The sequence below is a fragment of the Pseudomonas sp. I3-I5 genome, assembly GCF_022699445.1.
Lineage (GTDB): Bacteria > Pseudomonadota > Gammaproteobacteria > Pseudomonadales > Pseudomonadaceae > Aquipseudomonas > Aquipseudomonas fulva.
The window spans coordinates 3,958,914-3,980,762 of sequence record NZ_CP093940.1 but is presented as its reverse complement, the minus strand read 5'-3'; the positions used below and the strand labels follow the sequence as shown (position 1 = coordinate 3,980,762).

At 60.9% G+C, this 21,849-nt stretch carries 18 protein-coding genes and 1 pseudogene; 12 read left to right on the top strand and 7 right to left on the bottom strand.

Annotated elements, in window-relative coordinates; all coding sequences use genetic code 11:
* Positions 1-195 precede the first annotated feature (195 nt).
* Positions 196-1,596 carry a PAAR domain-containing protein gene (locus MOP87_RS17745; RefSeq protein WP_145280926.1) on the top strand — a complete coding sequence of 467 codons (1,401 nt, stop codon included), beginning with the start codon at positions 196-198 and terminating at the stop codon, positions 1,594-1,596.
* Positions 1,589-1,978, top strand: coding sequence for a hypothetical protein (locus MOP87_RS17740; RefSeq protein WP_028688067.1), 390 nt, complete (start codon positions 1,589-1,591; stop codon positions 1,976-1,978). The genes MOP87_RS17745 and MOP87_RS17740 overlap by 8 nt, the downstream gene beginning before the upstream one ends.
* 77 nt (positions 1,979-2,055) lie before the next feature.
* Here the strand turns inward: MOP87_RS17740 and MOP87_RS17735 are convergent, their stop codons facing one another.
* The 3 genes and pseudogenes from MOP87_RS17735 to vapB all read right to left on the bottom strand — a co-directional run bounded on the left by MOP87_RS17735 (position 2,056) and on the right by vapB (position 3,465).
* On the bottom strand, positions 2,056-2,577 hold the full coding sequence (locus tag MOP87_RS17735; RefSeq protein ID WP_145280927.1) for a cysteine hydrolase family protein: 522 nt from the start codon (positions 2,575-2,577) through the stop codon (positions 2,056-2,058).
* Positions 2,578-2,833: 256 nt separating this feature from the next.
* Positions 2,834-3,235: pseudogene (vapC, locus tag MOP87_RS17730) on the bottom strand (tRNA(fMet)-specific endonuclease VapC).
* Entirely contained in the window at positions 3,235-3,465 is a 231-nt protein-coding gene (vapB, locus tag MOP87_RS17725) for a type II toxin-antitoxin system VapB family antitoxin (RefSeq protein ID WP_028688069.1), read from the bottom strand. Before vapB ends, vapC begins: the two are co-directional and overlap by 1 nt.
* Before the next feature lie 465 nt (positions 3,466-3,930).
* Here vapB and MOP87_RS17720 point away from each other — a divergent pair, with 465 nt between their 5' ends.
* Positions 3,931-4,461, top strand: a complete 531-nt coding sequence (locus MOP87_RS17720) for an AAA family ATPase (protein WP_145280929.1) — start codon at positions 3,931-3,933, stop codon at positions 4,459-4,461.
* An 18-nt stretch (positions 4,462-4,479) separates the two neighbouring features.
* Here MOP87_RS17720 and MOP87_RS17715 read toward each other — a convergent pair whose 3' ends face one another.
* The gene (locus MOP87_RS17715; RefSeq protein ID WP_145280931.1) at positions 4,480-6,438 is read right to left on the bottom strand and encodes an ATP-binding protein; all 1,959 of its coding nucleotides are present in this window, start codon (positions 6,436-6,438) and stop codon (positions 4,480-4,482) included.
* A 211-nt stretch (positions 6,439-6,649) separates the two neighbouring features.
* Here MOP87_RS17715 and MOP87_RS17710 point away from each other — a divergent pair, with 211 nt between their 5' ends.
* A complete protein-coding gene (locus tag MOP87_RS17710; RefSeq protein WP_028688071.1) occupies positions 6,650-8,425 on the top strand; it encodes a sensor domain-containing phosphodiesterase in 1,776 nt (591 codons plus the stop codon).
* A gap of 86 nt (positions 8,426-8,511) precedes the next feature.
* Positions 8,512-9,840 (top strand): PAS domain-containing methyl-accepting chemotaxis protein, encoded by a 1,329-nt coding sequence (locus MOP87_RS17705; RefSeq protein ID WP_145280935.1) that lies wholly within the window; start codon positions 8,512-8,514, stop codon positions 9,838-9,840.
* 75 nt (positions 9,841-9,915) lie between these two features.
* On the opposite strand, the gene MOP87_RS17700 is transcribed toward MOP87_RS17705, so the two are convergent.
* Positions 9,916-10,737 carry an amino acid ABC transporter permease gene (locus MOP87_RS17700; RefSeq protein ID WP_049695413.1) on the bottom strand — a complete coding sequence of 274 codons (822 nt, stop codon included), beginning with the start codon at positions 10,735-10,737 and terminating at the stop codon, positions 9,916-9,918.
* On the bottom strand, positions 10,734-11,555 hold the full coding sequence (locus MOP87_RS17695; RefSeq protein WP_145280937.1) for an ABC transporter substrate-binding protein: 822 nt from the start codon (positions 11,553-11,555) through the stop codon (positions 10,734-10,736). Before MOP87_RS17695 ends, MOP87_RS17700 begins: the two co-directional genes overlap by 4 nt.
* Positions 11,556-11,673: 118 nt before the next feature.
* Here MOP87_RS17695 and MOP87_RS17690 point away from each other — a divergent pair, with 118 nt between their 5' ends.
* Complete coding sequence (locus MOP87_RS17690) at positions 11,674-12,558, top strand: homocysteine S-methyltransferase family protein (RefSeq protein WP_027915495.1); 885 nt, start codon at positions 11,674-11,676, stop codon at positions 12,556-12,558.
* Between the two features lie 164 nt (positions 12,559-12,722).
* The gene (gene betT / locus MOP87_RS17685) at positions 12,723-14,696 is read left to right on the top strand and encodes a choline BCCT transporter BetT (RefSeq protein ID WP_145280939.1); all 1,974 of its coding nucleotides are present in this window, start codon (positions 12,723-12,725) and stop codon (positions 14,694-14,696) included.
* Between the two features lie 6 nt (positions 14,697-14,702).
* Here betT and MOP87_RS17680 read toward each other — a convergent pair whose 3' ends face one another.
* Positions 14,703-15,659 (bottom strand): bile acid:sodium symporter, encoded by a 957-nt coding sequence (locus MOP87_RS17680; RefSeq protein WP_145280941.1) that lies wholly within the window; start codon positions 15,657-15,659, stop codon positions 14,703-14,705.
* A 147-nt stretch (positions 15,660-15,806) separates the two neighbouring features.
* Between MOP87_RS17680 and MOP87_RS17675 the strand changes: the two genes are divergently transcribed.
* The 5 genes from MOP87_RS17675 to MOP87_RS17655 all read left to right on the top strand — a co-directional run bounded on the left by MOP87_RS17675 (position 15,807) and on the right by MOP87_RS17655 (position 21,826).
* Positions 15,807-16,352, top strand: coding sequence for a fimbrial protein (locus tag MOP87_RS17675; protein ID WP_145280943.1), 546 nt, complete (start codon positions 15,807-15,809; stop codon positions 16,350-16,352).
* 136 nt (positions 16,353-16,488) lie between these two features.
* Positions 16,489-17,181 (top strand): molecular chaperone, encoded by a 693-nt coding sequence (locus MOP87_RS17670; RefSeq protein WP_225806719.1) that lies wholly within the window; start codon positions 16,489-16,491, stop codon positions 17,179-17,181.
* Positions 17,182-17,221: 40 nt separating this feature from the next.
* The gene (locus tag MOP87_RS17665; protein WP_242810556.1) at positions 17,222-19,753 is read left to right on the top strand and encodes a fimbria/pilus outer membrane usher protein; all 2,532 of its coding nucleotides are present in this window, start codon (positions 17,222-17,224) and stop codon (positions 19,751-19,753) included.
* Positions 19,750-21,099, top strand: coding sequence for a fimbrial protein (locus tag MOP87_RS17660; protein ID WP_242809863.1), 1,350 nt, complete (start codon positions 19,750-19,752; stop codon positions 21,097-21,099). Before MOP87_RS17665 ends, MOP87_RS17660 begins: the two co-directional genes overlap by 4 nt.
* Entirely contained in the window at positions 21,089-21,826 is a 738-nt protein-coding gene (locus MOP87_RS17655; protein ID WP_242809862.1) for a molecular chaperone, read from the top strand. The genes MOP87_RS17660 and MOP87_RS17655 overlap by 11 nt, the downstream gene beginning before the upstream one ends.
* Positions 21,827-21,849 lie beyond the last annotated feature (23 nt).

Below are 21,849 nucleotides of genomic sequence, written 5' to 3'. Positions count from 1 at the left end.
TCTCGCTAGCTGGTATCAATAGGAGCCCGCCTCATGCGGGTTTTTTTGTTGTGCGTAGCTCCCAAACCGCCAAGTCGTGCCCTAGTCCTAAATCCGCGTTACTCGTAGGAATCGTCTCGTTAGCTGCTTGAGGCCTCATTTGCCCCTTCTTAGCTGTTAGGTTCTCTCGATCCTACAATTCGCAAGGGACTCTAAATGCGCGTCAGTCTGGATGGGCTTGGCCAAGCAGTAGATGGTGATATGACCACCACGGGTGCGATTTGCATCGCCACCGGGGAAGATTACCTCGACAAGGGGCGAATGGTCCTGAGGCTGGGGGATCCCACCACACCTTGTCCACTGTGCGGGCTGGAAGGAAAGGTCGTCGAAGGGGTATGGCACTTCATCTCGGATGGCCAGCCAGTCGCGATGGATGGCGCGTTAGTCGATTGCGGTTGCCCAGAGGGTAGCAACCGGGTGGTGGCGCCTTTAGGGGAGATGCCCTCGCCGCGGCTACCGGTTGCCGTCCGCACTAGCGTCAAGCCCGCTGGCCTTGGCAGCTCTAGCGCTTTAGCAGGGGCCTCGCCCGCCATGGTTGGCGGGTTGCCTGGGCAAATGCAGCCGGGATTCTATGTGGTGCCCCGGAGCATGTCGTTCCCGCAGATTCTGTTGGAGCTGGCTAGACATGATTCGACCTTGCCCATTTCGTACCTTCAACGCCTGAACCCGACTTTCGAGCAGGGGTTCAAGGCAGGGGAAATCTTCGTCATCGGCGATCCGGATAACGGTTATGCCTGCACCCAGGAGGAGGGCCAACTCATGGCAGCCGCTGAGCACGCGCGACGTTCCTTGGCTGTACTCGATTTTGCCGAGTCAGATTTCATGATGGAGTATCAGGCTGAAATTGCCGGACTGCTTAGTGACGCTAGTCTCGCCATGGGTGTGGGTAAGGACATGATGGATCACGGCCTTCGGCAGCTTCGCAGCACACTTGGCAATATCGAGCGTTTGCATCAGCAAGAATTTCTGCGCCATGGCCATCTGAATAGCCCATCGTTTTTCGCCGAGCGACGACTGTTATTGGAGCAGCTAAATGGTCAGCTGAAGGCGACTTTTCTTAATAAACATCTGAATCTTGGGGCTTACGAGAAGCTGAAGAAAAGCTTGAATATTTCCACCAGGAGCCTTGTGCATCATTGGTCGAAAGCCGGTGGGCCAGGGCATATTCCTGGATACGCCACATACTTGGACAAAGTGGCAAAACTTAGTAAGTACCTCAGGTATGGTGGGTATGTCGGAATTGGCTTAGGTGGGACATCGTCCTATCTGAAAGTCCAGGAGGCCTGCCGTGCAGGGGAAACAAAGGCCTGTAAAAAAATTCGTTTGTCTGAGGCAGGAGCTTTCACTGGGGGGCTAGTGGGAGGCACCGCGGGTGGCAAGATTGCTGGGATCACTGCGCTCGCTGTATGTGGGGTGTTCTCTGCGGGTACCGCGGGTCTCGGAGCTCCAGTGTGTGGCATTGCGCTGGTCGGGGGAGGGTCTTTAGCTGGGAGCATCGCCGGTGCGCAGGGCGGTGAGCAAGTGGGCGAGCTGATCTACGAATCACATTATGACTGAGTTCGAGAATTGGCCCGTGTGGCTGAAGTGGATAATGCTGGCATGTCCGTTCGTGATCTCGTCGGCCGGTTGTGCAATCAGTGCATTCATCGCGGGTACAAGACATTTCACTGTTGCAACCTCGGCTATCCAAAGTAATCCCGGCCTGGAACAGATGAAACTGTTTTTGGGCACGCGGCGCTTTCGCGCTCGGTGGCTGCTGATAACATTTCTTTGTGGAATACTCATTTGGCCTGGCATACACATGCGCAGGGGGCATCTGGACATTGAAGAATTCGAAAACTTTCCTGCAAAAATTAAGTTGGCTCTACAAATATCCTCGTGGCTGACGGCCTTCGGCTTCGCTTGGATGTGGGTGACCTACGCATTCATCAAGGCATGAACGTTGATGCCACGGCGGTCGTCGCTCTCGCGCAATGCGATTTTTAACCTCCGCCTAAGCAGGCATCACCGTACCAATCACTTAAAAGCCCAATCTCGCCCTAACACCACCTCACAAAACGCCCCCTCAAGCGTCGCATTGTGATGCGCAACAATCTGCTCAGCCCGCATCTGCGCTGTATCCGTACAACTGTGCCCATCCGCAACCAGCACCGCCTCGAACCCGAGATCCCGAGCAGCCCTGCAGGTACTGTCCACACAGTACTGAGTCTTCATACCGCCAATCACCACCCCAGTCACCCCGAGTGCCCGCAAATCCTCAGCGAGCGCCGTCCGTGTAAACGCATTGGGCCGGTGCTTCTCGAACACCACCTCGCCACCCGCAAGCCTCAGTTCCGGCGCAAGTTGCGTCAACACACTGTCAGGCGCAATCGGCGAGCCAGCGGGGCCTACATGACGGGCGAGAAAGATCGGCGCGCCAGCATTGCGCGCCTTGTCCATCAGTTCGTTGACGGTTGCCAACAATGCTTCGCAACGCCAGGGCTTTTCCTGGCCATGCACCAACCCAACTTGAACATCCAGAATCAATAGCGCGTACATTCGTGCGTTTCCTTGCATGAGGCCATTGAGGCAAGGGCACAAAAAAGGCCCTGTCCATCGCTGGCGGGCCTTTGAAGTCTGTTCGCTATCTGCTCACGACACCTCGCACGCTCCGCCATGGGCGGTCGTGGTGGTGGTTGCGGTGGTCGAATGGTAGATGATCATTGCCCGACACTAGCAACACGGCGCTGCGCTGACAAGCGTGGTCGGATTCAGCATCACTGCCCCATGAGATCCTTGCCACGGTCATCGATCATTATCGGATAACCCAGTCTTCGCTCCGCAGTCCAGGTACTCGCTCATACTCACGACGGTTATTAGTGACAATAATCAGACCTTGTGAGCGAGCGTGACCAGCGATCATTTGATCGAAAGGGCCAATAGGCGTGCCCAAACGTGCCAATTCAGCACGGAGCTGTTCAGTGTGGGCGGCAGCGTTTCTATCATATGTAAGAACTTCCAAGCGCGCTGCCAGGTCTTCAACCGCTGCTAGATTACGCTCGGGATTCGAGGATTTCTCAGCACCATAAATCAACTCCAAAGTGACGGTGCTTATGCACATCTAGTCATGATGCCGCTTGAAGGCATCGCGTACTTAGATAGGACGGTTTTTGATAGTGAAAATACATATAGTTGTGTCGAGCATGAATTTGAGCATCAAAAACGCTCGCGCTCTTGATCAGCCGGCTGATCACGCTCTGTCATGAAATCTTCTGTAGGGGCTAAGTCGTCGAACCAGCTATCCCACGCTTCCCCGGCAGGTGTGATGATGCGTGTGCGCCCAATCGCGACGACGTCAACGCGCTTGACGTCTTCCGAAAATGCTGCAGCTTTGGGCAGTCTTATAGCTTGGCTACGATTACTCAAAAAAACGGCACCATGTTCCATACCTACCTCCAGAACATGGGGGAAGAAGTCATATGGGATGATAACGTGAGTAAGGGACATGGCAATGGGATATGGCAGATACTTACCCATCATTCCCAAGCGTCGAAGGATCAACCACCGCTCACGGCCTATCCTCGCTCGCGTTTTCCACAGCACAAGTTCTGATCATACTGCGCCCCGTCGCAGCGCACCGGTTCAGTTCCGTGGGAGGTACGCACCGTACCCTGGCACAGCGCTGAGCCTAGTGCTCGGCGGGGTAGCATGCCGCGCCGTGGGCGCTTCAAGCCATCCGAGCTCCATCAGGAGCCGGATGGCTTACCCGTATTCAGCATGTGCTGGCGTTGGCCTGCATGCACTCGACGGTGCGTCCCGGCTCTGAACCGTTCCATCCATTGCCTGCCAGCGCAACGCGGCTTTACAACACTGACCTGACGTTCAAAATGGCGGGCTGAAAAGGAGCCCCCAATGAAACGCGTCATGATCGTTGGTCAGCCAGGCGCCGGCAAAAGTACGCTTGCTCGCCAGCTGGGCGAGCGAACCGGCTTGCCGGTCGTGCATATCGACACCATTCACTGGCTACCCGGCTGGGTCGAGCGCAGTCGGGACGAAAAGACCCGCCTGTGCCATGAAGTGGAGGCGCGCGAGCGGTGGATATTCGAGGGCGGGCATTCGGCAACCTGGGAGAACCGCCTTGCCAGGGCCGACCTGTTGATCTGGATTGACCGTTCCCTGACGGTCCGACTGTGGCGTGTCCTGGTCAGGACCTTGACCCAGTTGGGCCGCACACGTCCGGACTTGCCAGATGAATGCCCCGAGTCGCTACGCAACTTGCCTGGCTTCATCCGGTTCATCTGGTCCACGCGGCATTCTTCACAGGACAAGATCAAGCACCTGATGGCGACGGCACCTCCCGGGTGTCAGGTAGTGCACCTGCGCTCCAACCGGCAGACGCGTCAGTTTCTGGCATCGCTCGATTCGCCGTCCCCTGGCATGTAGCGCGCGTCGACCATGGCGCTAGCGTCGTGTGGCCTGGTCCCGCAATGGAGGCGCATCCTGCGGGTCAGCGAGCATCCCTTCGACACACGCCTTGAACTGGCCGAGCGTGAAGGGCTTGGGCAGCAAGCGCGTATGCGGCTGCTGCTCGGCAAGGCTGGCCGGCGCCTCGATCAACCCAGAAATGAACAGCACCCGCACCGCTGGCACGAGCGCCTGCACCCCTTGGGCGATGTTGTCTCCCGTCAAGCCGCCGGGCAGGACCAGGTCGGTTACCACAAGCTGCAGGTTCTGGCACTGTTCGATCAGGTGCAGCGCATCGGCAGGATGAGTGACTTCGATTACGTCGAAACCCAGCTCCTGCAAGGCTTCGCTGACCAGCTCCCGGATCGCGCCCTCGTCTTCGATCACCAGTGCACTGCCGCGGTGGTCGGTGCGGGCCGCCAGGGTGGCGTGCGTGATCGCTGTGACACTGGACGAAACGGACTCAAGGTGGACGGGCAGCAACAGGCTGACTGTGGTGCCGCTGCCCATCACCGACTCGATCACTGCGGTGCCGCCCGCCTGGCGAGCGAAGTCCCTGACCATCGACAGCCCCAGACCCGTGCCCGACCCCAGCGGCTTGGTGGTGAAGAACGGTTCGAAGGCCCGCTCGGCAATGCTGGCCGGCATCCCCAGACCCGTATCGGTGACGCTCACCTGAATGTATTCGCCAGCGCGTAGCCCAAGCTGCTCCAACTCAGCCGTGCCGCTCGTCACCTTGCTGACCCGCACCTGCAAACGGCCCCCTTGGGGCATGGCGTCACGTGCGTTGATGCACAGGTTCAGCAGCGCATTTTCCAGTTGATGGGGATCGCAGTAGCACAAGGCTGGCGACGGATGCGGGCTGAGCTGAAACTCGATCTTGGGTGTAAGGGTTCTGGCCAGCAGCTCTTTCATGTCGTCCACCAGCAGCACCACATCGACCGTGGCGCTGGCCAGCGGTTGTCGTCTGGCGAAGGTCAGCAGGCGGTGGGTGAGGGTGCTGGCTTTGCGAGTGGCAGTTCTGGCCAACGACAGGTAACGACCCAGCTCGTCGTGCCGGCCTTGCGCCAGGCGTTGTTCGATCATGTCCTGCGTGCCGGTGATCACGGTCAGCAGGTTGTTGAAGTCATGGGCCAGGCCGCCGGTGAGCTGGCCGAGCGCTTCCATCTTCTGGCTTTGCTGCAGTTGCTGGCTGACCTGCTCGAACGCCTGCTGCCGCTCGCGGTACTGGGTGACGTCCCGCGCCACGGCGAAGTAACGGCCCTCGAACCTGGCTATGCGCCAGTTGAGCAGCAAGGGTTGGCCATCGCTGCGCACGCTCTGGGTGTCGAGCTCGACGATGGGCTTGTGGTTGAGCTCACGTAACGCGTTCGCCAATTGCGCGGGGGAGATGAAACTGTAGAACGTCCCAGCCTTGAGTTGCTCTTCAGTGAAGCCCGTTTCTACCTGCCATGCCGGGTTCACCGACAGCACCTGACCGTTTTCGGACAACGTGCAGATCAGGTCGGGGGACACGTTCCACAGGCTGTCGCGCTCACCCGTTCGGTGTTGCACTTGCTGCTCGAGCGTTTCATTGAGCCGTTCTACGGCGCTCAGGTTACGCCTGAGCGAAGCACACACCACTGCCATGGCGAAGGTGACCACGCCAAAACTCAGGCTGTTGGCCCACGTGGTCCAGTCAGCATCGAAACCCAGCAGCCCGATGAAGAAATACTGGGCGATCAGCACCGCCATGATGCAGCCCAGCAGGGACGGGCCTGCGCCGAACCAGAACCCGATCAGCATCAGGCCAGGAATGAAAAACAGGTACGGGAGCGCGGCAGGCGACATCTGCGCGCGCGCCAGGGAGCACGCAGCGATGATCAACGCGGCGCCCACGTAGCGGCTGGCCGTGCTCGGCTCGGCACGTCGCAGGCGTTGCAGGATGGCGGTAATCCTTTCTTTGAACCAGGCCAAGGCTGACTCCGTAACAGGCTGAGCATCATCTATGCAATCTGCCGTGCCAAGCGCGGCTGACAGCCTTTTAGGCTAGCTGACCGCAGGCGTCCAATAGATTTTTTGGCCGACCACCGGTGGGGGCGCTCAATTGTCGAGAGAAACCGATCACAGCTAAGCTGGCAATGTGCCTTATGGGCTAGAATTTGCTGTTACCGCGACCGGAGTTTTCATGGACAACTTGACGACCCTTCGAGACGAGCGCTTGCGCCTGGTTGAAGTGGACCGCCTTACATCGGACCTGGCAAATGGAGAGGATCCGGTGCTCAACGGCGTCGTCAACATGCTCTGTGCGCACTTCGACGTCCCGACCGCGCTGGTCAGCATCGTCGACCGCGATTACCAGGTATTCAAGGCCAAGATCGGCATGGCCGACGACCGCACGCCGCGCGAAATGTCCATCTGCGCCCACGGCCTGCGCCAGGAAACGCTGCTGGAGATCTGCGACACGCTGCAGGATCCCCGCACGGTGGATAACCCCCTTGTGCAATCGGCCCCCCACATTCGCTATTACGCCGGCGCGCCGCTGATCGTTCGGCCAGGCGTCAGCCTGGGTGGGCTGTGCATCATCGACCATGCCACGCGCGAAGCCTTGTCGGAGCGCGACCGTAACCTGCTGACCAACGCCGCCAACGTGGTGGTGGCCCGGCTGCAATCGATCCACCGGCAGAACTTCTACGATCCGATGACCGGGCTGCCCAATCGGCGGCGCTTCGAGACGGACTTCAAGGAAGGTGCCGTGACGGCCGGGCAGGTGGCTGTTTTCATCGAGCCGGTGTCGGCTGCGGGTATGGACCGGCTGTTCAAGGCGCTGGGCATCGAGTTCTTTACCGATTTCATGCTGGCAGTCAAAGAAGTGCTGCTCACGGCACTTGTGCCCGGTTGCCGCCTTTATCGGGCCAGCACCCTGGGCTTCATGACGGTCATCGATGCGTGCGATACCCGCTTTCTCGCCGGTTGGCTTCAGACGCTGGTGGCTTCGCTCAGTGGGCCGCTGCGCAGCGGTCACATACCGGTTACGCCGGATGTTGGCATCAGCGTCCTGACGCTGGGTGTGGACGCCAGCGCCTCGTCGGACATCCTGCGGCTGATGGCCAGCATGACCGACACCGCTCGCAAGAGCGAGCAGCGCTGGTTGGCGTACGACCCGGTGGTGGACGCGAACCTGCGTCGCAACACCGCCATACTCAACGCCCTGGAAGCCGCACTGCTGGCACCGGACCAGTTGAGCCTGGCCTACCAGCCCAGGATCGACCTTGGCAGCAACCGCTGCGTGGCGGTCGAGGCGCTCTTGCGCTGGACGCACCCGCAACTGGGTGTGATCAGCCCGGCCGAGTTCATTCCGCTGGCAGAAACCACCGCTTCCATCCGCGGCATCACGCGCTGGGTCGTGGAGCAGGTGTGTCGTCAGATCGCCCAGTGGCAGGCCAGCAACGTGGTGTTGCAGGTCTCGCTGAACATCTCGGCCCTCGACCTGGGTGATGGCCAGTTGTACGAAGATGTGACCCGAGCGCTGGCCCGACACCAGGTCCACCCGAGCCTGGTGGAACTTGAGTTCACCGAAAGCGCCCTGGTGGCCGATTTCGATGCCGTGCAGGAACAGCTCCAGCGCTTCCGCGCCCTGGGTATCTCGATTGGCATCGACGATTTTGGCAGCGGCTACAGTAACTGGATCTACCTGCGCAAAATCCCCGCCACCAGCGTGAAGCTCGACCGCTCCCTGCTGGCCGAACTGCAGCCTGGCGGTAACGACTGGCACATCGTGCGCGGGTTGGTCAGCCTGCTGCGTGACCTGCGCCTGACGGTAGTGGCCGAGGGCGTGGAGACGGACCTGCACCATCATGTGCTACGGGGATGGGGCTGTGATCAAGGGCAAGGCTATTATTACGCAAGGCCCCTCTCGGCAGATGACCTGGCGACATGGTTGTGTCAGCCGCGGCAAGCCTGACGTTGTGTGAAGCAGCACTCGGTGGGCGCTGCCTGACAGCGCCTGTTCATTCCCAACAGTTGTCATCCGCAATGACGAGGATCGCCATGTTCAACAAAGCGCTTAGGGATGAGGTCGAGGCACTCAAACGGGAGCTTCATGGGCTCAGGGCCGCGCAGCAGAGCAGGTCCGACGAGATGCTTGAAATCACCGTGGACCGTGACCTGCTGATCACGGCCGTCAATCCGCGGTTTTCCAGCTTCGTAGGTATCGACGCTTCGAAGCTTGTCGGTACATCGATGGGCACGCTCACGCCTGACTATGTGAGGGACTTGCCATGCTACAAGGATTTTCAGACCGCGATGAGCCAGGGCACTGGGGTGAGCGACGACTACCGCTACATCGCGGCCGATGGGCGCCTGGTCTGGATGCGCGCGGCGTGGTGCCCGGTCAAGACCCCCAGCGGCGAGGTGACCCACATGACGGCTTACGGCACCGAGGTCACCGCTGCCATCGACAAGGCCCGGGAAAACGACGAGTTGATCAAGGCGCTTTCCCGCTCCACGGCGGTGATCGAGTTCGGGCTGGACGGCACCATACTCACCGCCAACCAGAACTTCCTGAATACGGTGAACTACACGCTCCCGGAAATCGTCGGCAAGCACCACAGTATTTTCTGCGATCCGGCCTACACGAAGTCGCCGGACTATCAGCGACTCTGGGCCAGCCTCAACGATGGTCGCTTCGTCGCCGAACGTTTTCAGCGGTTCGACAAGGGCGGCCGCGAGCTGTGGCTCGAAGCTTCCTACAACCCCGTGCGCGATACCCGGGGGCGGCTGTACAAGGTCGTGAAATTTGCGGTGGATATCACCGCTCAGGTCGAAAGCGAGAAACAGGTCAGCTCAGCGGCGGACGTTGCCTACGAGATCTCCATGAAGACCGACAGCTCCGCCCAGCGCGGCGCTGAGGCGGTCAGGGACACGGTAGAAACCATGAACCGCATCGTCGAGCAGGTCTCGAACGTATCCAGCGGCGTCGAGGCGCTGGGGCATCAGTCGCACCTGATCACTTCCATCGTGTCGACCATCGGCGGCATCGCCCAACAGACCAACTTGTTGGCCCTGAACGCGGCCATCGAAGCTGCGCGTGCAGGTGACCAAGGGCGGGGCTTTGCCGTGGTGGCGGACGAGGTGCGCAAGTTGGCCGGCCGAACCAGTGCCGCGACCCAGGAAATCGTCGAGGTGGTGCAGAAGAATAACGCCTTGGTGGAGGAGGCAGTACACAGCATGGGCGAGAGCAGGAAGCAGGCTGAGCTGGGCCTGAGCCTGGCCCAGCAGGCAGGTACCGTGATCACTGAAATACAATCAGGTGCGCAGGAGGTGGTCACTGCCGTGGGCCAGTTTTCCTCGAAACTGGTGGCAGAGGCGGGACGTTAGCCCCATCGGCGCCTGACTGGCGATTGATTGCTACGCCCGCCCCTGCGCAGTGGCCGGGGCAGGCGCTACGCACCTTCAGCGCTGATAGGCTTTGCCGTAGTGCCGCTCAAGGCGCGCCTGCACCAACTCCAGCGCGATCGACAGCACCCAGTAGATCACGGCAGCGGTGGTCAGCATTTCCAGGTAGCGGTAGCTCGACCGTCCGTAGGACTGGGCCAGGAACATGATTTCCCACACCCCCATCACCGAGATCAACGACGAATCCTTGAGCATGGAGATGAACTGGTTGGCGGTTGGCGGGATGATCACCCGCATGGCCTGCGGCAGTACGATGTGGCAAAAAATCTGCGGCGGGCGCATGCCCAGCGCCAGCGCCGCTTCGCGTTGGCCTTGGGCAACACCCAGGATGCCTGCGCGAAAGATCTCACTGAGATAGGCGCCGTAGTTCAGCGACAGGGCGATGATACCGGCACTGATCGCGCCGGGCACCAGGCCTATCTGGGGCAACCCCAGGTAAATGAGCAGAATCTGGATCAGCAGCGGTGTACCACGGAAAAAAGACGTGTAGAAACTGGCAACACCCACCAGCACCGCGCTGCCGGACAAGCGTGCCAGCGCGGCGGCAAAGCCCAGCGCCACCGACACCACCATCGAGCACATGCACAGGAACAGCGTCAGCGCTGCGCCCTGCAGAAAACCATTGGGTCCCAGTTTGAAACCGGCCAGGTTAGGAAACTTCTCCAGGATGATCGAGAACTTGAGGTCGAAGCTCAGGAAGAACCCGACGAACAGGGCGAACATCACCAGCCAGGTGAGCATCAACCGTGTGCGAAAACCCAGCAGGCGTGTGCCCGTGGTATTGGCCACGGGCTTGGGGGAGGGCGTAAAGGTGCTCATTTGCTGATATCGGCGCCGATCCACTTCTGCGACAGCTTGCTCAGGGTGCCGTCCGCCTTGAGTTCGGCGAACACCTGGCGAACTTTGGCATCCCACTCCGGGTCGCCCTTCTCGATGGCGACCGAGTTGGGTTCTTCATACAGCGGCGCACCGGCGAGCTTGAAGCGTTTGTCCTGGTCCAGGCGCGGCTTGGCCGTGACCAGGTTGGTCAGGATCGCATCCAGGCGCACGCCCGCGCCCAGCCCAAGGTCCTGGAACGCCACATTGTCGGTGTCATACGGGGCGATCTGCACGAAATCGAAGGGGTAGTCGAGGGCGCGTTCTTCGTCACCCTCGATGACCAGGTTCTTGTTCAGGTAGCTTTCATAGCTCGACGCGCTGGTCAGGCCGACCTTGCGCCCGTCCAGGTCCTTTGCACCGTGGATGCGCTCATCCTTGGCATTGACCACGATGACGGCCGGGGAGGCGTAGTACTCCACCGGGAAGTCGAACACCTGGGCGCGGGCCTTGCTGGGGGTCATCGAGCAGATGCAGATGTCGTAGCGCCCACTCCAGCGACCGGCGGCGATTACATCCCAGGAAGGGGTCTCCAGGCGCAGCTTCACGCCCAGTTTATCCGCCACCGCCTTGGCAACATCCACGTCAAAGCCGTCGAGCTGGTTCTGGTCATTGAGGAACGAGAACGGGGGATAGCTCTCCATCAGCACATTGACCAGTTCCTTGCGTGATTCGACCCGCTCCAGCGTGGCGCCGGCAAGAGCCTGAGTGGCGGTCGCAAGCAGCGCAAGGCCTGCACCGAGCAATGTGGAAAAACGCATGTTCATACCTGAAGTGTTGGCCAAATGAGTATTAGGGTATTAAATAGTTATATATCCAACCCACATAATGAATTTTATTCATAAGCACCTTCAGAGTAGTTATATGACAGAGCGAGCGATGGTGATTCTCGACGGTGGCATGGGCCGCGAACTGCAGCGCAGCGGTGCGCCGTTCCGCCAGCCAGAGTGGTCCGCACTGGCGTTGACCGAGGCCCCGGAAGCGGTGGTGGGGGTGCATGCGGCGTTCATTGCCGCAGGTGCCCAGGTCATCACCAGTAACAGCTATGCGGTCGTCCCCTTCCACATTGGTGAAGCGCGCTTTGCCGAAGAGGGCCGGCAGTTGGCCAATGTCGCCGGTCAACTGGCCCGCCACGCGGCCGACACCGGCCCGCACCCAGTGAGGGTGGCCGGTTCGCTGCCGCCGTTGTTCGGGTCCTATCGTCCCGACCTGTTCCAGCCTGAGCGCGTCGAGGAAGTCCTGCGGCCGCTGCTAGAGGGCCTGGCGCCACACGTTGACCTGTGGCTTGCCGAAACCCAGAGCGCGATCGCTGAAGTGCGCGCCATACGTGCCCACCTGCCCGAAGACGGCCGCCCGTTCTGGGTGTCCTTCACCTTGCAGGACGAAGACGTCGATACGGTGCCGCGCCTGCGCTCCGGTGAGCCGGTGGCCGAGGCGGTGCAAGCGGTGATCGAGCTCGGCGCGGCAGCGGTGCTGTTCAACTGCAGCCAGCCAGAAGTGATCGGCGCGGCCATCGATGTCGCCCGTTCGGTCATCGATCAGCAGGGTGGAGAAGTCGCCATCGGTGCCTATGCCAATGCCTTCCCGCCCCAGCCCAAGGAAGCCACCGCCAACGACGGGCTGGACGAACTGCGCGAAGACCTGGACCCACCGGGCTACCTGGCCTGGGCCAAGGACTGGCGCGCACGCGGCGCCAGCCTGGTAGGTGGCTGCTGCGGCATTGGCCCCGAGCACATTGCCGAGCTCAAATTAAGCCTCGGCTGACGGGTTCCAGAGCATCTGCAAGGCAAACGAAGCGTTTAAGTTTGGGAAACGCTGGAACTGACGGTAAGGTTTCAGCATCTTCCATTCATCATGCGCCACGGGCAGTCGTGTTCTGACTGCCCAACCATGGAGCGCAGCGCTGAACGTCAGAAGGAGCAATGCCTATGCCTGAAGAACAACAACGCACGAGCACCATCAACCCGCCTGTCTTTTTCACCAGTGCCGTACTGGTGCTGTTGCTGGTTTTATACGCCACGCTTTTCCAGGAGCATGCCCAAAGCGTCTTCGAGCATGTTCAGCAATGGATCGTCACCAATGCGGCCTGGTTCTACATTCTTACCGTCGCGTTGGTGCTGATCAGCGTCGTCTTCCTGGCCGTCAGCCGCTACGGCGATATCAAGCTGGGCCCGGACCACAGCGAGCCCGATTACCCCAACAAGAGCTGGTTCGCCATGCTGTTCTCGGCGGGCATGGGCATCGGCCTGATGTTCTTCGGCGTGGCCGAACCTGTGATGCACTTCATCAACCCGCCTGTGGGTGACCCCAATACGGTGGCTGCGGCCCGCGAAGCGATGAACATCACGTTCTTCCACTGGGGCCTGCATGCCTGGGCGATCTACGCCATCGTGGCGCTGATCCTGGCCTACTTCAGTTTTCGCAACGGGTTACCGCTTACGCTGCGCTCGGCGCTGTACCCCCTGATCGGGGAACGTATCTACGGGCCCATTGGTCATGCGGTAGATATCTTCGCCATCCTGGGCACCGTCTTTGGCGTGGCGACCTCACTCGGTTACGGTGTGCTGCAGATCAACAGCGGCCTGCACCAGCTGTTCGGCCTCCCCATCAGCACCACGATCCAGGTCATCCTGATCGCCGTCACCTGTGCGCTGGCCACGCTGTCGGTGGCCAGCGGCCTGGACAAGGGCATCCGGATCCTTTCGGAGCTCAACCTGGGCCTTGCTGTAGTGCTGATGCTCTTCGTCCTGGCAGTCGGGCCTACGGTCTTCCTGCTTCAGGCCTATGTGCAAAACACAGGTGCGTACCTGTCCGATATCGTCAACAAAACGTTCAACCTGTTCGCTTATGAACCCACTGACTGGATTGGTGGCTGGACCTTGCTCTACTGGGGCTGGTGGCTCTCCTGGTCGCCCTTCGTCGGGTTGTTCATTGCACGTATCTCCCGTGGCCGCACCATTCGCGAGTTCGTCTGTGGCGTGTTGTTCGTACCGGCAGGCTTTACCTTGCTGTGGATGACCGTATTTGGCGATTCGGCCATTCACATGATTCTGCACGGCGGTATCAGAGACTTGGCCACGGTGGTCGACCAGGACAGCTCGTTAGCCTTGTTCGCATTTCTCGAGCACTTCCCCTGGTCTACGGCCATTTCGATGCTGGCCGTGCTGATGGTCGTCGTGTTCTTCGTCACGTCAGCCGACTCAGGCGCCTTGGTGGTGGACATGCTGGCTTCGTCCGGCAGGGGACATTCGCCGCTCTGGCAACGTGTGTTCTGGTCGGTCAGCATGGGTGCAGTGGCCATTGCCCTGCTGTTGGCCAACGGTTTGAAGGCCTTGCAGGCTGCCACCATCGCCAGCGCCTTGCCGTTCGCGATCATCCTGCTGTTTTCCATCTGGGGGCTGTTCAAGGCACTGGGGCTGGACGCCACACGGCGTGGTCTGCGAACTCAGGCGTTGCCGGGCCAGCGGCAGGGCCGTCAAAACCACGGCGGCTGGCAGCGTCGGTTGCGCAACATCGCGATGATGCCGCGCAGGGCCCATGTCACCCGCTTTATCGGGGAAGTGGTCAAGCCCGCGTGCGAGGAAGTGGCACAGGAGCTGCGCAAACAAGGCTACGAGGTGACGGTAGATGAGCGCGAAGACGGCCGCATCGCGCTTGAGCTTTCCCATGCTGGTGAGGGCCGCTTCAAGTACGAGGTTCGCCCTCGCGCCTTCAATACACCAAGCTTCGTCATGCGCGATGCCGATGACAACAGCGATGCCCGCAAGTACTTCCGTGCAGAGGTGTACCTGCGCGAAGGCGGGCAGGACTACGACGTCATGGGCTGGAGCCGTGAGGATGTGATCGGCGACATCCTCGACCAGTACGAGCGCCACCTGCACTACCTGCACGTGGTCAGCTGAAGCCGCCTACGTGCGGGCGATCACTGGAATCGCCCGCACGTACACCAACTCGCAGATCAGCTCGACCAATGTCTGCGTGATCACCGCCGCTGCTGCCAGCGTTCGTATCTGCTCTGGCAAGGCGAGCGCCAACGGCAACACTACCAACGAATTGCGCGTCGAAGCACTGAACATCACGGCGCGCTTTTGTTGTACAGGCAAGCCCATCAACCTTGCCGTCGCCCAGCCAATGACCGGTGCCAAAAGCGCAAAGCCCAGGTACACCGGCACCACCGGCAGCAATTGGTCCAGCCTGTGCAATACCATGCCGATCTGCGAAGCGATCACCACGAACAGCACGAGTGCCATCCCCGGCACGGGCATCCACGCACAGGCGTCGTTCCAGCGACTGACCCGCTCTGATTTGGCCACCTGTGCACTGGTCAGCACCGCCAAGGCCAATGGCACGGCGATCATCAGCAAGAACGCCTGCACGAAAGGCCCGACCGTCAGGCTTATCCCATGGTCCTCTTCGATCATGAGCGTCAGGTAAAGCGGCAGAAGCACCAGTTGCAGCAGCAACAGCACGGGTGTGGCGGCCAGCATGAGCCGTGCATCGCCCTTGCCCATGTGCGTGAACACCACCACGTAGTCGATGCAGGGTGCCAGCAGGACCAGCAGGGCGCCGATGAGCAAGGCCGGGTGGCCTGTCAGCCCACGGGTCAACGCCCAAGCCAGGACGGGCACCAGCACAAAATTGGCCAGGAGCAAGGCCGTCATGAACCGCCGATTGGCCAGGCTTGCGCGCAGGTGCAGAAAGGGGATTTGCAGGAACATGGCGTACATCAGCACGGCGATGGCTGGTGTGATCAGTGCTTCCAGAACAGCGCTAGTGGTATCGGCTACAAGGCCGAAGGCGATGGCTGCCAGCACGGTGGCGAAATACACCGGTGTCTGCCGGGTTTCGAGTTGGTCTTTGGTCAAGAGCGTACCTGCTTGGAAAAAGGCGCAGCGCTGCAGGGGGATGCGGCAATCGAGCGCGTGTAGCCGTTTTAAGACTCGTCTGAGTTATCCAACAGCGCCAAGGCTGCATTCTATGCGCAGCCCACATGACAACCACAGGACGCTGTAATGAATATTCGCGCTATCGCTTTTGCTGCAGCTGCAACCCTGGCCGTGCCTGGCCTGGCGAACGCGGCCAACACCATCACGTTCAGCGGCGAGGTCACCGACCAGACCTGCTCGGCTGTCGTCGATGGCAACACCGAGCCAACCGTTGTCATGCAAAGCGTGCCAGCCAGTGCGCTGAACGGCAGCATCGGCAAAAACACCGGGGAAACCCAATTCACCCTGCGCCTGACCGGCTGCGCCGCGCCGACCGACGCCAACGAGCAATTCACCACGCTGTTCCAGGCTACCAACCCGACATCGCTGGGCAACCTGACCAACACCGCCACCAATGGCGCGACCGGCGTTGCATTGCAGTTGCTCGACGCACCCGGCGGCAGCCCGGTGGACCTGGCAGGTGGTGCAGCCGTCACCGCCGGAAAAATCATCTTGAGTTCCGGCCAGACCTCCACAAGCCACGACTATGCCGTGCGTTACGTGTCCGAGGCCGCCACCGTTACGGCAGGCCCTGTCCTTGGCGCCGTTACTTACACCCTGCGTTACGAGTAATTGGCGCACGCCACTTTTTCCGACTGCCGCCATGGGGCTCGTATCCAGAGCGGCAGGCCTTCGAGGTATCTGCATGAGAACTTTGCCAGTGGGCCGGCTCAGGCTGGTCGCCATTGCGCTTGCCTTCGTGCTCGGCATGACGGGCGCCACCCTCGTCCAGGCCAGCGTGGTAGTGACGGGGACGCGGGTCATTTATCCCGGAAATGCGAAGGAAAAAACCCTGCAGCTCACCAACCAGGACCCCTTCGCCAATGTTGTGCAGGCCTGGGTGGACGTCGATGACCCCGCCTCCACACCTGAAACCGCCAAGGCTCCGTTCATGGTCAATCCGGCCGTGTCACGCGTGGCTCCGGGCAGCGGACAATCCCTGAGGCTCATATATACCGGCGCCGCGCTCCCCCAGGACCGGGAGTCGGTGTTCTATCTGAACGTGCTCCAGATCCCCCCGCGCAACGCTGCACAGGCCGACAGAAGCCAGATGCTGCTGATCCTGCGCAATCGCCTGAAGCTGTTCTACCGGCCTGCTGGCATCGCAGGCGCGGTCGAGCAGTTGCCTGAAAAACTACGCTTCAGGCTGGTCGAAAACGGCGCCAGCTGGCAAGTGCTCGTCGATAATCCGACGGGCTTCTATGCCTCGTTCGGGGCTGCGACGATCACTGTCGGCAACAGACAGGTGAAACTCCATGCTGCCATGGTGCCGCCCTACGGCTCGGTGCACTGGACGCCAGAGGCTACCGGAGCGCTCACAGGTACAGCGCCGCAGCTCACGGCGCAGTTGATCAACGACTATGGTGCACGTGTGGGCATCACTCATGCCTTGCAGCGCTAATGTGCGGCGCACCTCGGTCCTGCTGGGCAGCATTGCCTGGATGATGGCCCGGCTGGCCCACGGCGAAGGCGACTACCGTTTCGACGACAGCCTGTTGCTGGGCTCGGGGCTGGCCGGTGGCAGCCTGGAGCGCTTCAATCGGGTGCAGCAGATCGACCCGGGTACTTACCTGGTCGATGTGTACGTGAACACGCACTACGTGAACCGAAGCGAAGTGAGTTTTCGACTGCAAGACGATGCTGTCGAACCTTGTTTTTCCGAACGGTTTTTGCATCGACACATGAACGCCCGCAAGCTTGAAACCCCTACCGCCGACGCGGGCCAGTGCCTGGCGCTGAGCACGCGGCTACCAGGGTCAACGTTCCAATATGACTCAGCCCGCTTGCGCCTGGACCTCTCCGTGCCCCAGGCATTGCTCGACATCAAGCCGCGCGGCTACGTCGATCCGCAGGACTGGGACGCAGGCGGTATGATGGGCTTCGTCAACTACGACGCAAGCCTGTACAACTCGCGCTACGAAGCCTCAGCAAGCGAGGCGGCCAATTACGGTTACCTGGGCCTGAACACGGGGGTGAACGTTGGGCTCTGGCGTTTGCGGCATCAGTCCAACTACAGCTACTCAAGCTTCGGCGGCGCCGCGGTCAGCCGCTGGAACAGCATTCGCACCTATGCTCAGCGTGCCATTGCCCCTTGGCAGAGCGAACTGACGGTGGGTGACAGTTTTACCGAGGGCAACCTGTTCGGTAGCATCGGCTTTCGAGGCGTGCGGCTGGCCAGCGACGATCGCATGCTGCCCGACTCTCAGCGTCAATATGCCCCACAAGTGCGCGGCACGGCGGTGAGCAATGCGCGCGTGGTAATCAGCCAGAACGGCCGCAAGGTGCATGAAACCACAGTGGCGGCGGGTCCCTTTGTCATCGACGATCTGTACGGTACGGCCTACAACGGTGACTTGGACGTGCAGGTAATCGAGGCCGACGGCAGCGTCACACGCTTCACTGTCCCCTATGCGGCGGTGCCCGACTCCATCCGTCCGGGTATCTCTCGCTACAGCGCCACGCTCGGTGAGGTACGCCAGACGGGCGCGAACCAAGGGGCTTTTGCCGAGGCCACTTATCAACGGGGCCTTAGCAATGCACTTTCCGCCAACCTGGGCGCTCGGGTAGCGCAGGATTATCTCGCCGTGCTGGGCGGTGGCGTACTGGCAACGCCCTATGGTGCCTTCGGGGTCAACAGCACGTTTTCCAGCGCCACCGTTGAAAACCAACAGCGCAAGCAAGGCTGGCGCATGGGGCTTAGCTACAGCCGTACCTTCCAGCCAACCAACACCACTCTCAACCTTGCCGGCTATCGATACTCAACCCAAGGGTACCGGGATCTGGCCGATGCGCTGGGTGCGCGGCAGGCCTCCGAGCGCGGTGACAGTTGGGACTCGACCAGTTTCAAGCAGCGTAACCAGCTGACCTTGCTGGTCAACCAAGGGCTAGGGGGGTACGGAAACCTGTACCTGTCTGGCTCGAGCAGCGACTATTACGACGGCAAAAGCCGTGATACGCAGGTGCAGTTCGGTTATTCCAACACCTGGCGGCAACTCAATTACAGCCTGGCCTATTCACGCCAGCGCACGACGTGGTACCGGGACACGGTAACCAGTGCCGTGCCCGATTTTGCAAACCTGGCAGACCAGCGCGACACCAGCAATCGCACCAACACCCTGACGCTGACGTTCTCCATGCCCCTGGGCAACTCGACCCGGGCACCGAGCATCAGCTCGATGCTGACGCAGCGCTCAGGTGATACCCGGGGCAGCAGTCTCCAGACGGGGATCAACGGCACCCTGGGCGCCCAGCGCGACATGAGCTACGCAATCGCAGCCAGTCGTGACAGCGCCGGACGCGGGACGAACTGGACTGGCAATCTCCAGGCACAGAGCGCCGTTGCCACCTTTAACGGTGGCTACTCGCAAAGCGCCGATTACCGGCAAATCAATGGCGGCATTCGCGGCGCAGCTGTCTTGCATGAAGGCGGTCTGACCTTGGGGCCTTATGTGGGCGACACCTTCGCGCTGGTGCGGGCCAAAGGCGCAGGTGGCGCGACCATCCGGGGCGGGCAGGGGGCTCGTGTGAACGCTGATGGCTATGCGCTGGTGCCTTCGTTGTCGCCCTACCGGTACAACCCGGTAGGGCTCGACCCCAGCGGCATGGGTGATCAAGCCGAGCTGATCGAAACGGAGCGAAAGGTCGCGCCCTACGCCGGTGCTGCGGTTGTGGTGGATTTCAAGACGTTGATCGGCCATGCCTTGCTGATCCAGGCCAGCTTGCCGGGCGGTGGGGCTATCGCGCTGGGCGCCGATGTGCTGGATGAGCAGGGCACCATCATTGGCATGGTGGGGCAGGGAGGGCAGGTGTATGCACGCGCCCAAGCTGATAGCGGGCACCTGCAGGTTCGCTGGGGCGTAGGCCCTGACCAGGCATGCCTGTTGCCCTTCGACGTCAACAGCAGCAACGCCCATGACAGCCAGGGCTTCATTCATCTGAAAAGTATATGCACGCCTAACGAGGAACCCACATGACGCTCAGGGCCTGGCTATTGGCAGCCGTTCTGTTTGCAACTGCTCCGCACGCCTGGGCGACCTGCTACAAGGTCACTTACGTGGGCGCCGCCACTACCATGGCTAACGATGCCATCCGGCCCGGGGAGGGCACTGCCGGTGCGTGGGCCGGTGGCTGTGATACGTGCAATGGATCCTTGGGCTTACCCAGCGTGATCAACGTCAGCGACCCCAGCTTTCAGCCCTACGGCTCATTGATTGCCAGCTCGGTGGCACCCTTCACCCAATATGGCGCCACGGCCGGATACAACCCGGAGTATGTGTTTTTTCGCTGCGCGGCCCAGGATGCGGTTTACGAGATGTTTTCCACCAATGGTGACGACGTCTACAGCGGCTGGTTCCAAGGGGGCGACAGCGTCGGCAACACCCTGGGTTTGCGCAGCGCCTACCGCACGGCCTGGACGAATGTACTGTTGCGCCTGACTCACCTGGAAACCGGCCAACTGTTCACCGACATCTGGCAGGAGCGACGGCTCACGGGGCTGGACGTCGATTCGCGGGGTTATCAGCTGGTCAAGGCCAAGAACCTCAGTGCCGTACGCGCGGAGCTGTTCAGTGCACCGAAAGACCCCAGCTACAACTACTACAGCGAAACCGTCCCATCGCAGCTCTACGCCTACGCACAGGCGGCGGCCTATATCGCTATCAAGGGGCCAGGGCTGGCCTATCCAACAGTGGGTCAAACGCACTATGGAAACTGGAGTGGCTGGTACGGAAACTGGCCGGGAGCGTTGGGCTTGTACAACAAGGTCACGCTCAAGCGTTACCCCACCTGCAGCGTCACCAGTGTCACCCCCTATGTGGTGTTTCCCTCGATCAGCGTGAGCGAGATCAACGCGGGCGGGCGCCGCGAAATGCCCTTTCAGATCAACTTTCGCTGCCAGAGCAACATCGTCAACAGCACCAGCGCCAACGGCACGGCCATTGGCATCAAGGTTTCATCCGGTGCCCTGGCTGCGTCGTCTTCCCTGGGTTTGGTCAATGCCCAGGGCGGCCTGACCTACCTGCTGGCGGACCGTTATGGCCAGGCAGGTGTGGCGCAGGGAGTAGGCATACAGTTGCTGCGCGACGGTGCGCCCATCAATTTGCTGGCCAATGAGGATTCTGCCAATGGCAGTGGCGCAGCTGGCCGGGGTTGGTACCCGGTGATTAGCAGCGCTGCCAACCTGACCGGTACCGTCAATGGCATCGGTCAGTACACCGAGACATTCCGAGCGCGTCTGGAGAAACTCTCCACCGGCACCATGCCTACCGTAAGGCCCGGCCGGGTCGAGGCCACAGCGCAGGTGGTGATACGTGTTCAATAGCTGCGGGCAGCGTCTGCTGCTGCTGGTCGCCGTGCTGATCAGCACCCTCGCCGATGCTGGGGTCACTGCCGAGCGTACGAGGGTCATCGTGCATGAGGGCCAGCGCGAAACCTCACTGGCGCTGGTCAATCAAAACGCCTATCCGGTCGTGGTCCAGACCTGGATCGACAATGGGGATCTGGCTGTTACCCCGGACACGGCAAGCGCACCGATCATGCCGCTTCCCCCGATGTTCAGGCTTGAACCCCAACAGCAGCGAAGCGTGCGCCTCGTGACGACCGGGCAGGTGCTTGCCCAGGATCGAGAGTCGCTGTACTGGCTTAATGTGTACGAGATTCCACCTCGGCCAAACGAGGTGCTGGAGGAGGGCGCGACGCGCCTGACGATCACGCTGCGCACTCAGCTGAAAGTCATCTACCGGCCTCAGGGTCTGTCGAACAAGGCCGAGCTAGCGCCTTCGCACCTGGTTGTCAGGGTCCAGGGTCGCCGTGTGCAGTTGCGTAATCCGACGCCGTTCTACATCTCCCTCTCCCACGCACAGATCGGCGAAGGCGAGCGTTCGATCATTCTGGATGCGCCCATGCTGGCACCGTTCAGTACGCAGCATCAGACGGCACCGGCCACCGCGCCGAGCGGCGCGACGTTTCGCTTTTCATGGCTGGATGATGAGGGTAACGCGCAGCGCGGTGAGCGGCCCATCACGCACGCGGTGTCCATCAGCCCGTAAGGCCACATACCGTCTCGCCAGAT

Bases quoted from the DNA above. Each gene is read 5' to 3' on its own strand.
- MOP87_RS17735 (WP_145280927.1), bottom strand. From the start codon at position 2,577: ATGTACGCGCTATTGATTCTGGATGTTCAAGTTGGGTTGGTGCATGGC.
- MOP87_RS17670 (WP_225806719.1), top strand. From the start codon at position 16,489: ATGACGGGCGCCACCCTCGTCCAGGCCAGCGTGGTAGTGACGGGGACG.
- MOP87_RS17675 (WP_145280943.1), top strand. From the start codon at position 15,807: ATGAATATTCGCGCTATCGCTTTTGCTGCAGCTGCAACCCTGGCCGTG.
- MOP87_RS17690 (WP_027915495.1), top strand. From the start codon at position 11,674: ATGGTGATTCTCGACGGTGGCATGGGCCGCGAACTGCAGCGCAGCGGT.
- betT (WP_145280939.1), top strand. From the start codon at position 12,723: ATGCCTGAAGAACAACAACGCACGAGCACCATCAACCCGCCTGTCTTT.
- MOP87_RS17740 (WP_028688067.1), top strand. From the start codon at position 1,589: ATGACTGAGTTCGAGAATTGGCCCGTGTGGCTGAAGTGGATAATGCTG.
- MOP87_RS17745 (WP_145280926.1), top strand. From the start codon at position 196: ATGCGCGTCAGTCTGGATGGGCTTGGCCAAGCAGTAGATGGTGATATG.
- MOP87_RS17700 (WP_049695413.1), bottom strand. From the start codon at position 10,737: ATGAGCACCTTTACGCCCTCCCCCAAGCCCGTGGCCAATACCACGGGC.
- MOP87_RS17705 (WP_145280935.1), top strand. From the start codon at position 8,512: ATGTTCAACAAAGCGCTTAGGGATGAGGTCGAGGCACTCAAACGGGAG.
- MOP87_RS17720 (WP_145280929.1), top strand. From the start codon at position 3,931: ATGAAACGCGTCATGATCGTTGGTCAGCCAGGCGCCGGCAAAAGTACG.
- MOP87_RS17695 (WP_145280937.1), bottom strand. From the start codon at position 11,555: ATGCGTTTTTCCACATTGCTCGGTGCAGGCCTTGCGCTGCTTGCGACC.
- MOP87_RS17665 (WP_242810556.1), top strand. From the start codon at position 17,222: ATGATGGCCCGGCTGGCCCACGGCGAAGGCGACTACCGTTTCGACGAC.
- MOP87_RS17710 (WP_028688071.1), top strand. From the start codon at position 6,650: ATGGACAACTTGACGACCCTTCGAGACGAGCGCTTGCGCCTGGTTGAA.
- MOP87_RS17660 (WP_242809863.1), top strand. From the start codon at position 19,750: ATGACGCTCAGGGCCTGGCTATTGGCAGCCGTTCTGTTTGCAACTGCT.
- vapB (WP_028688069.1), bottom strand. From the start codon at position 3,465: ATGGAACATGGTGCCGTTTTTTTGAGTAATCGTAGCCAAGCTATAAGA.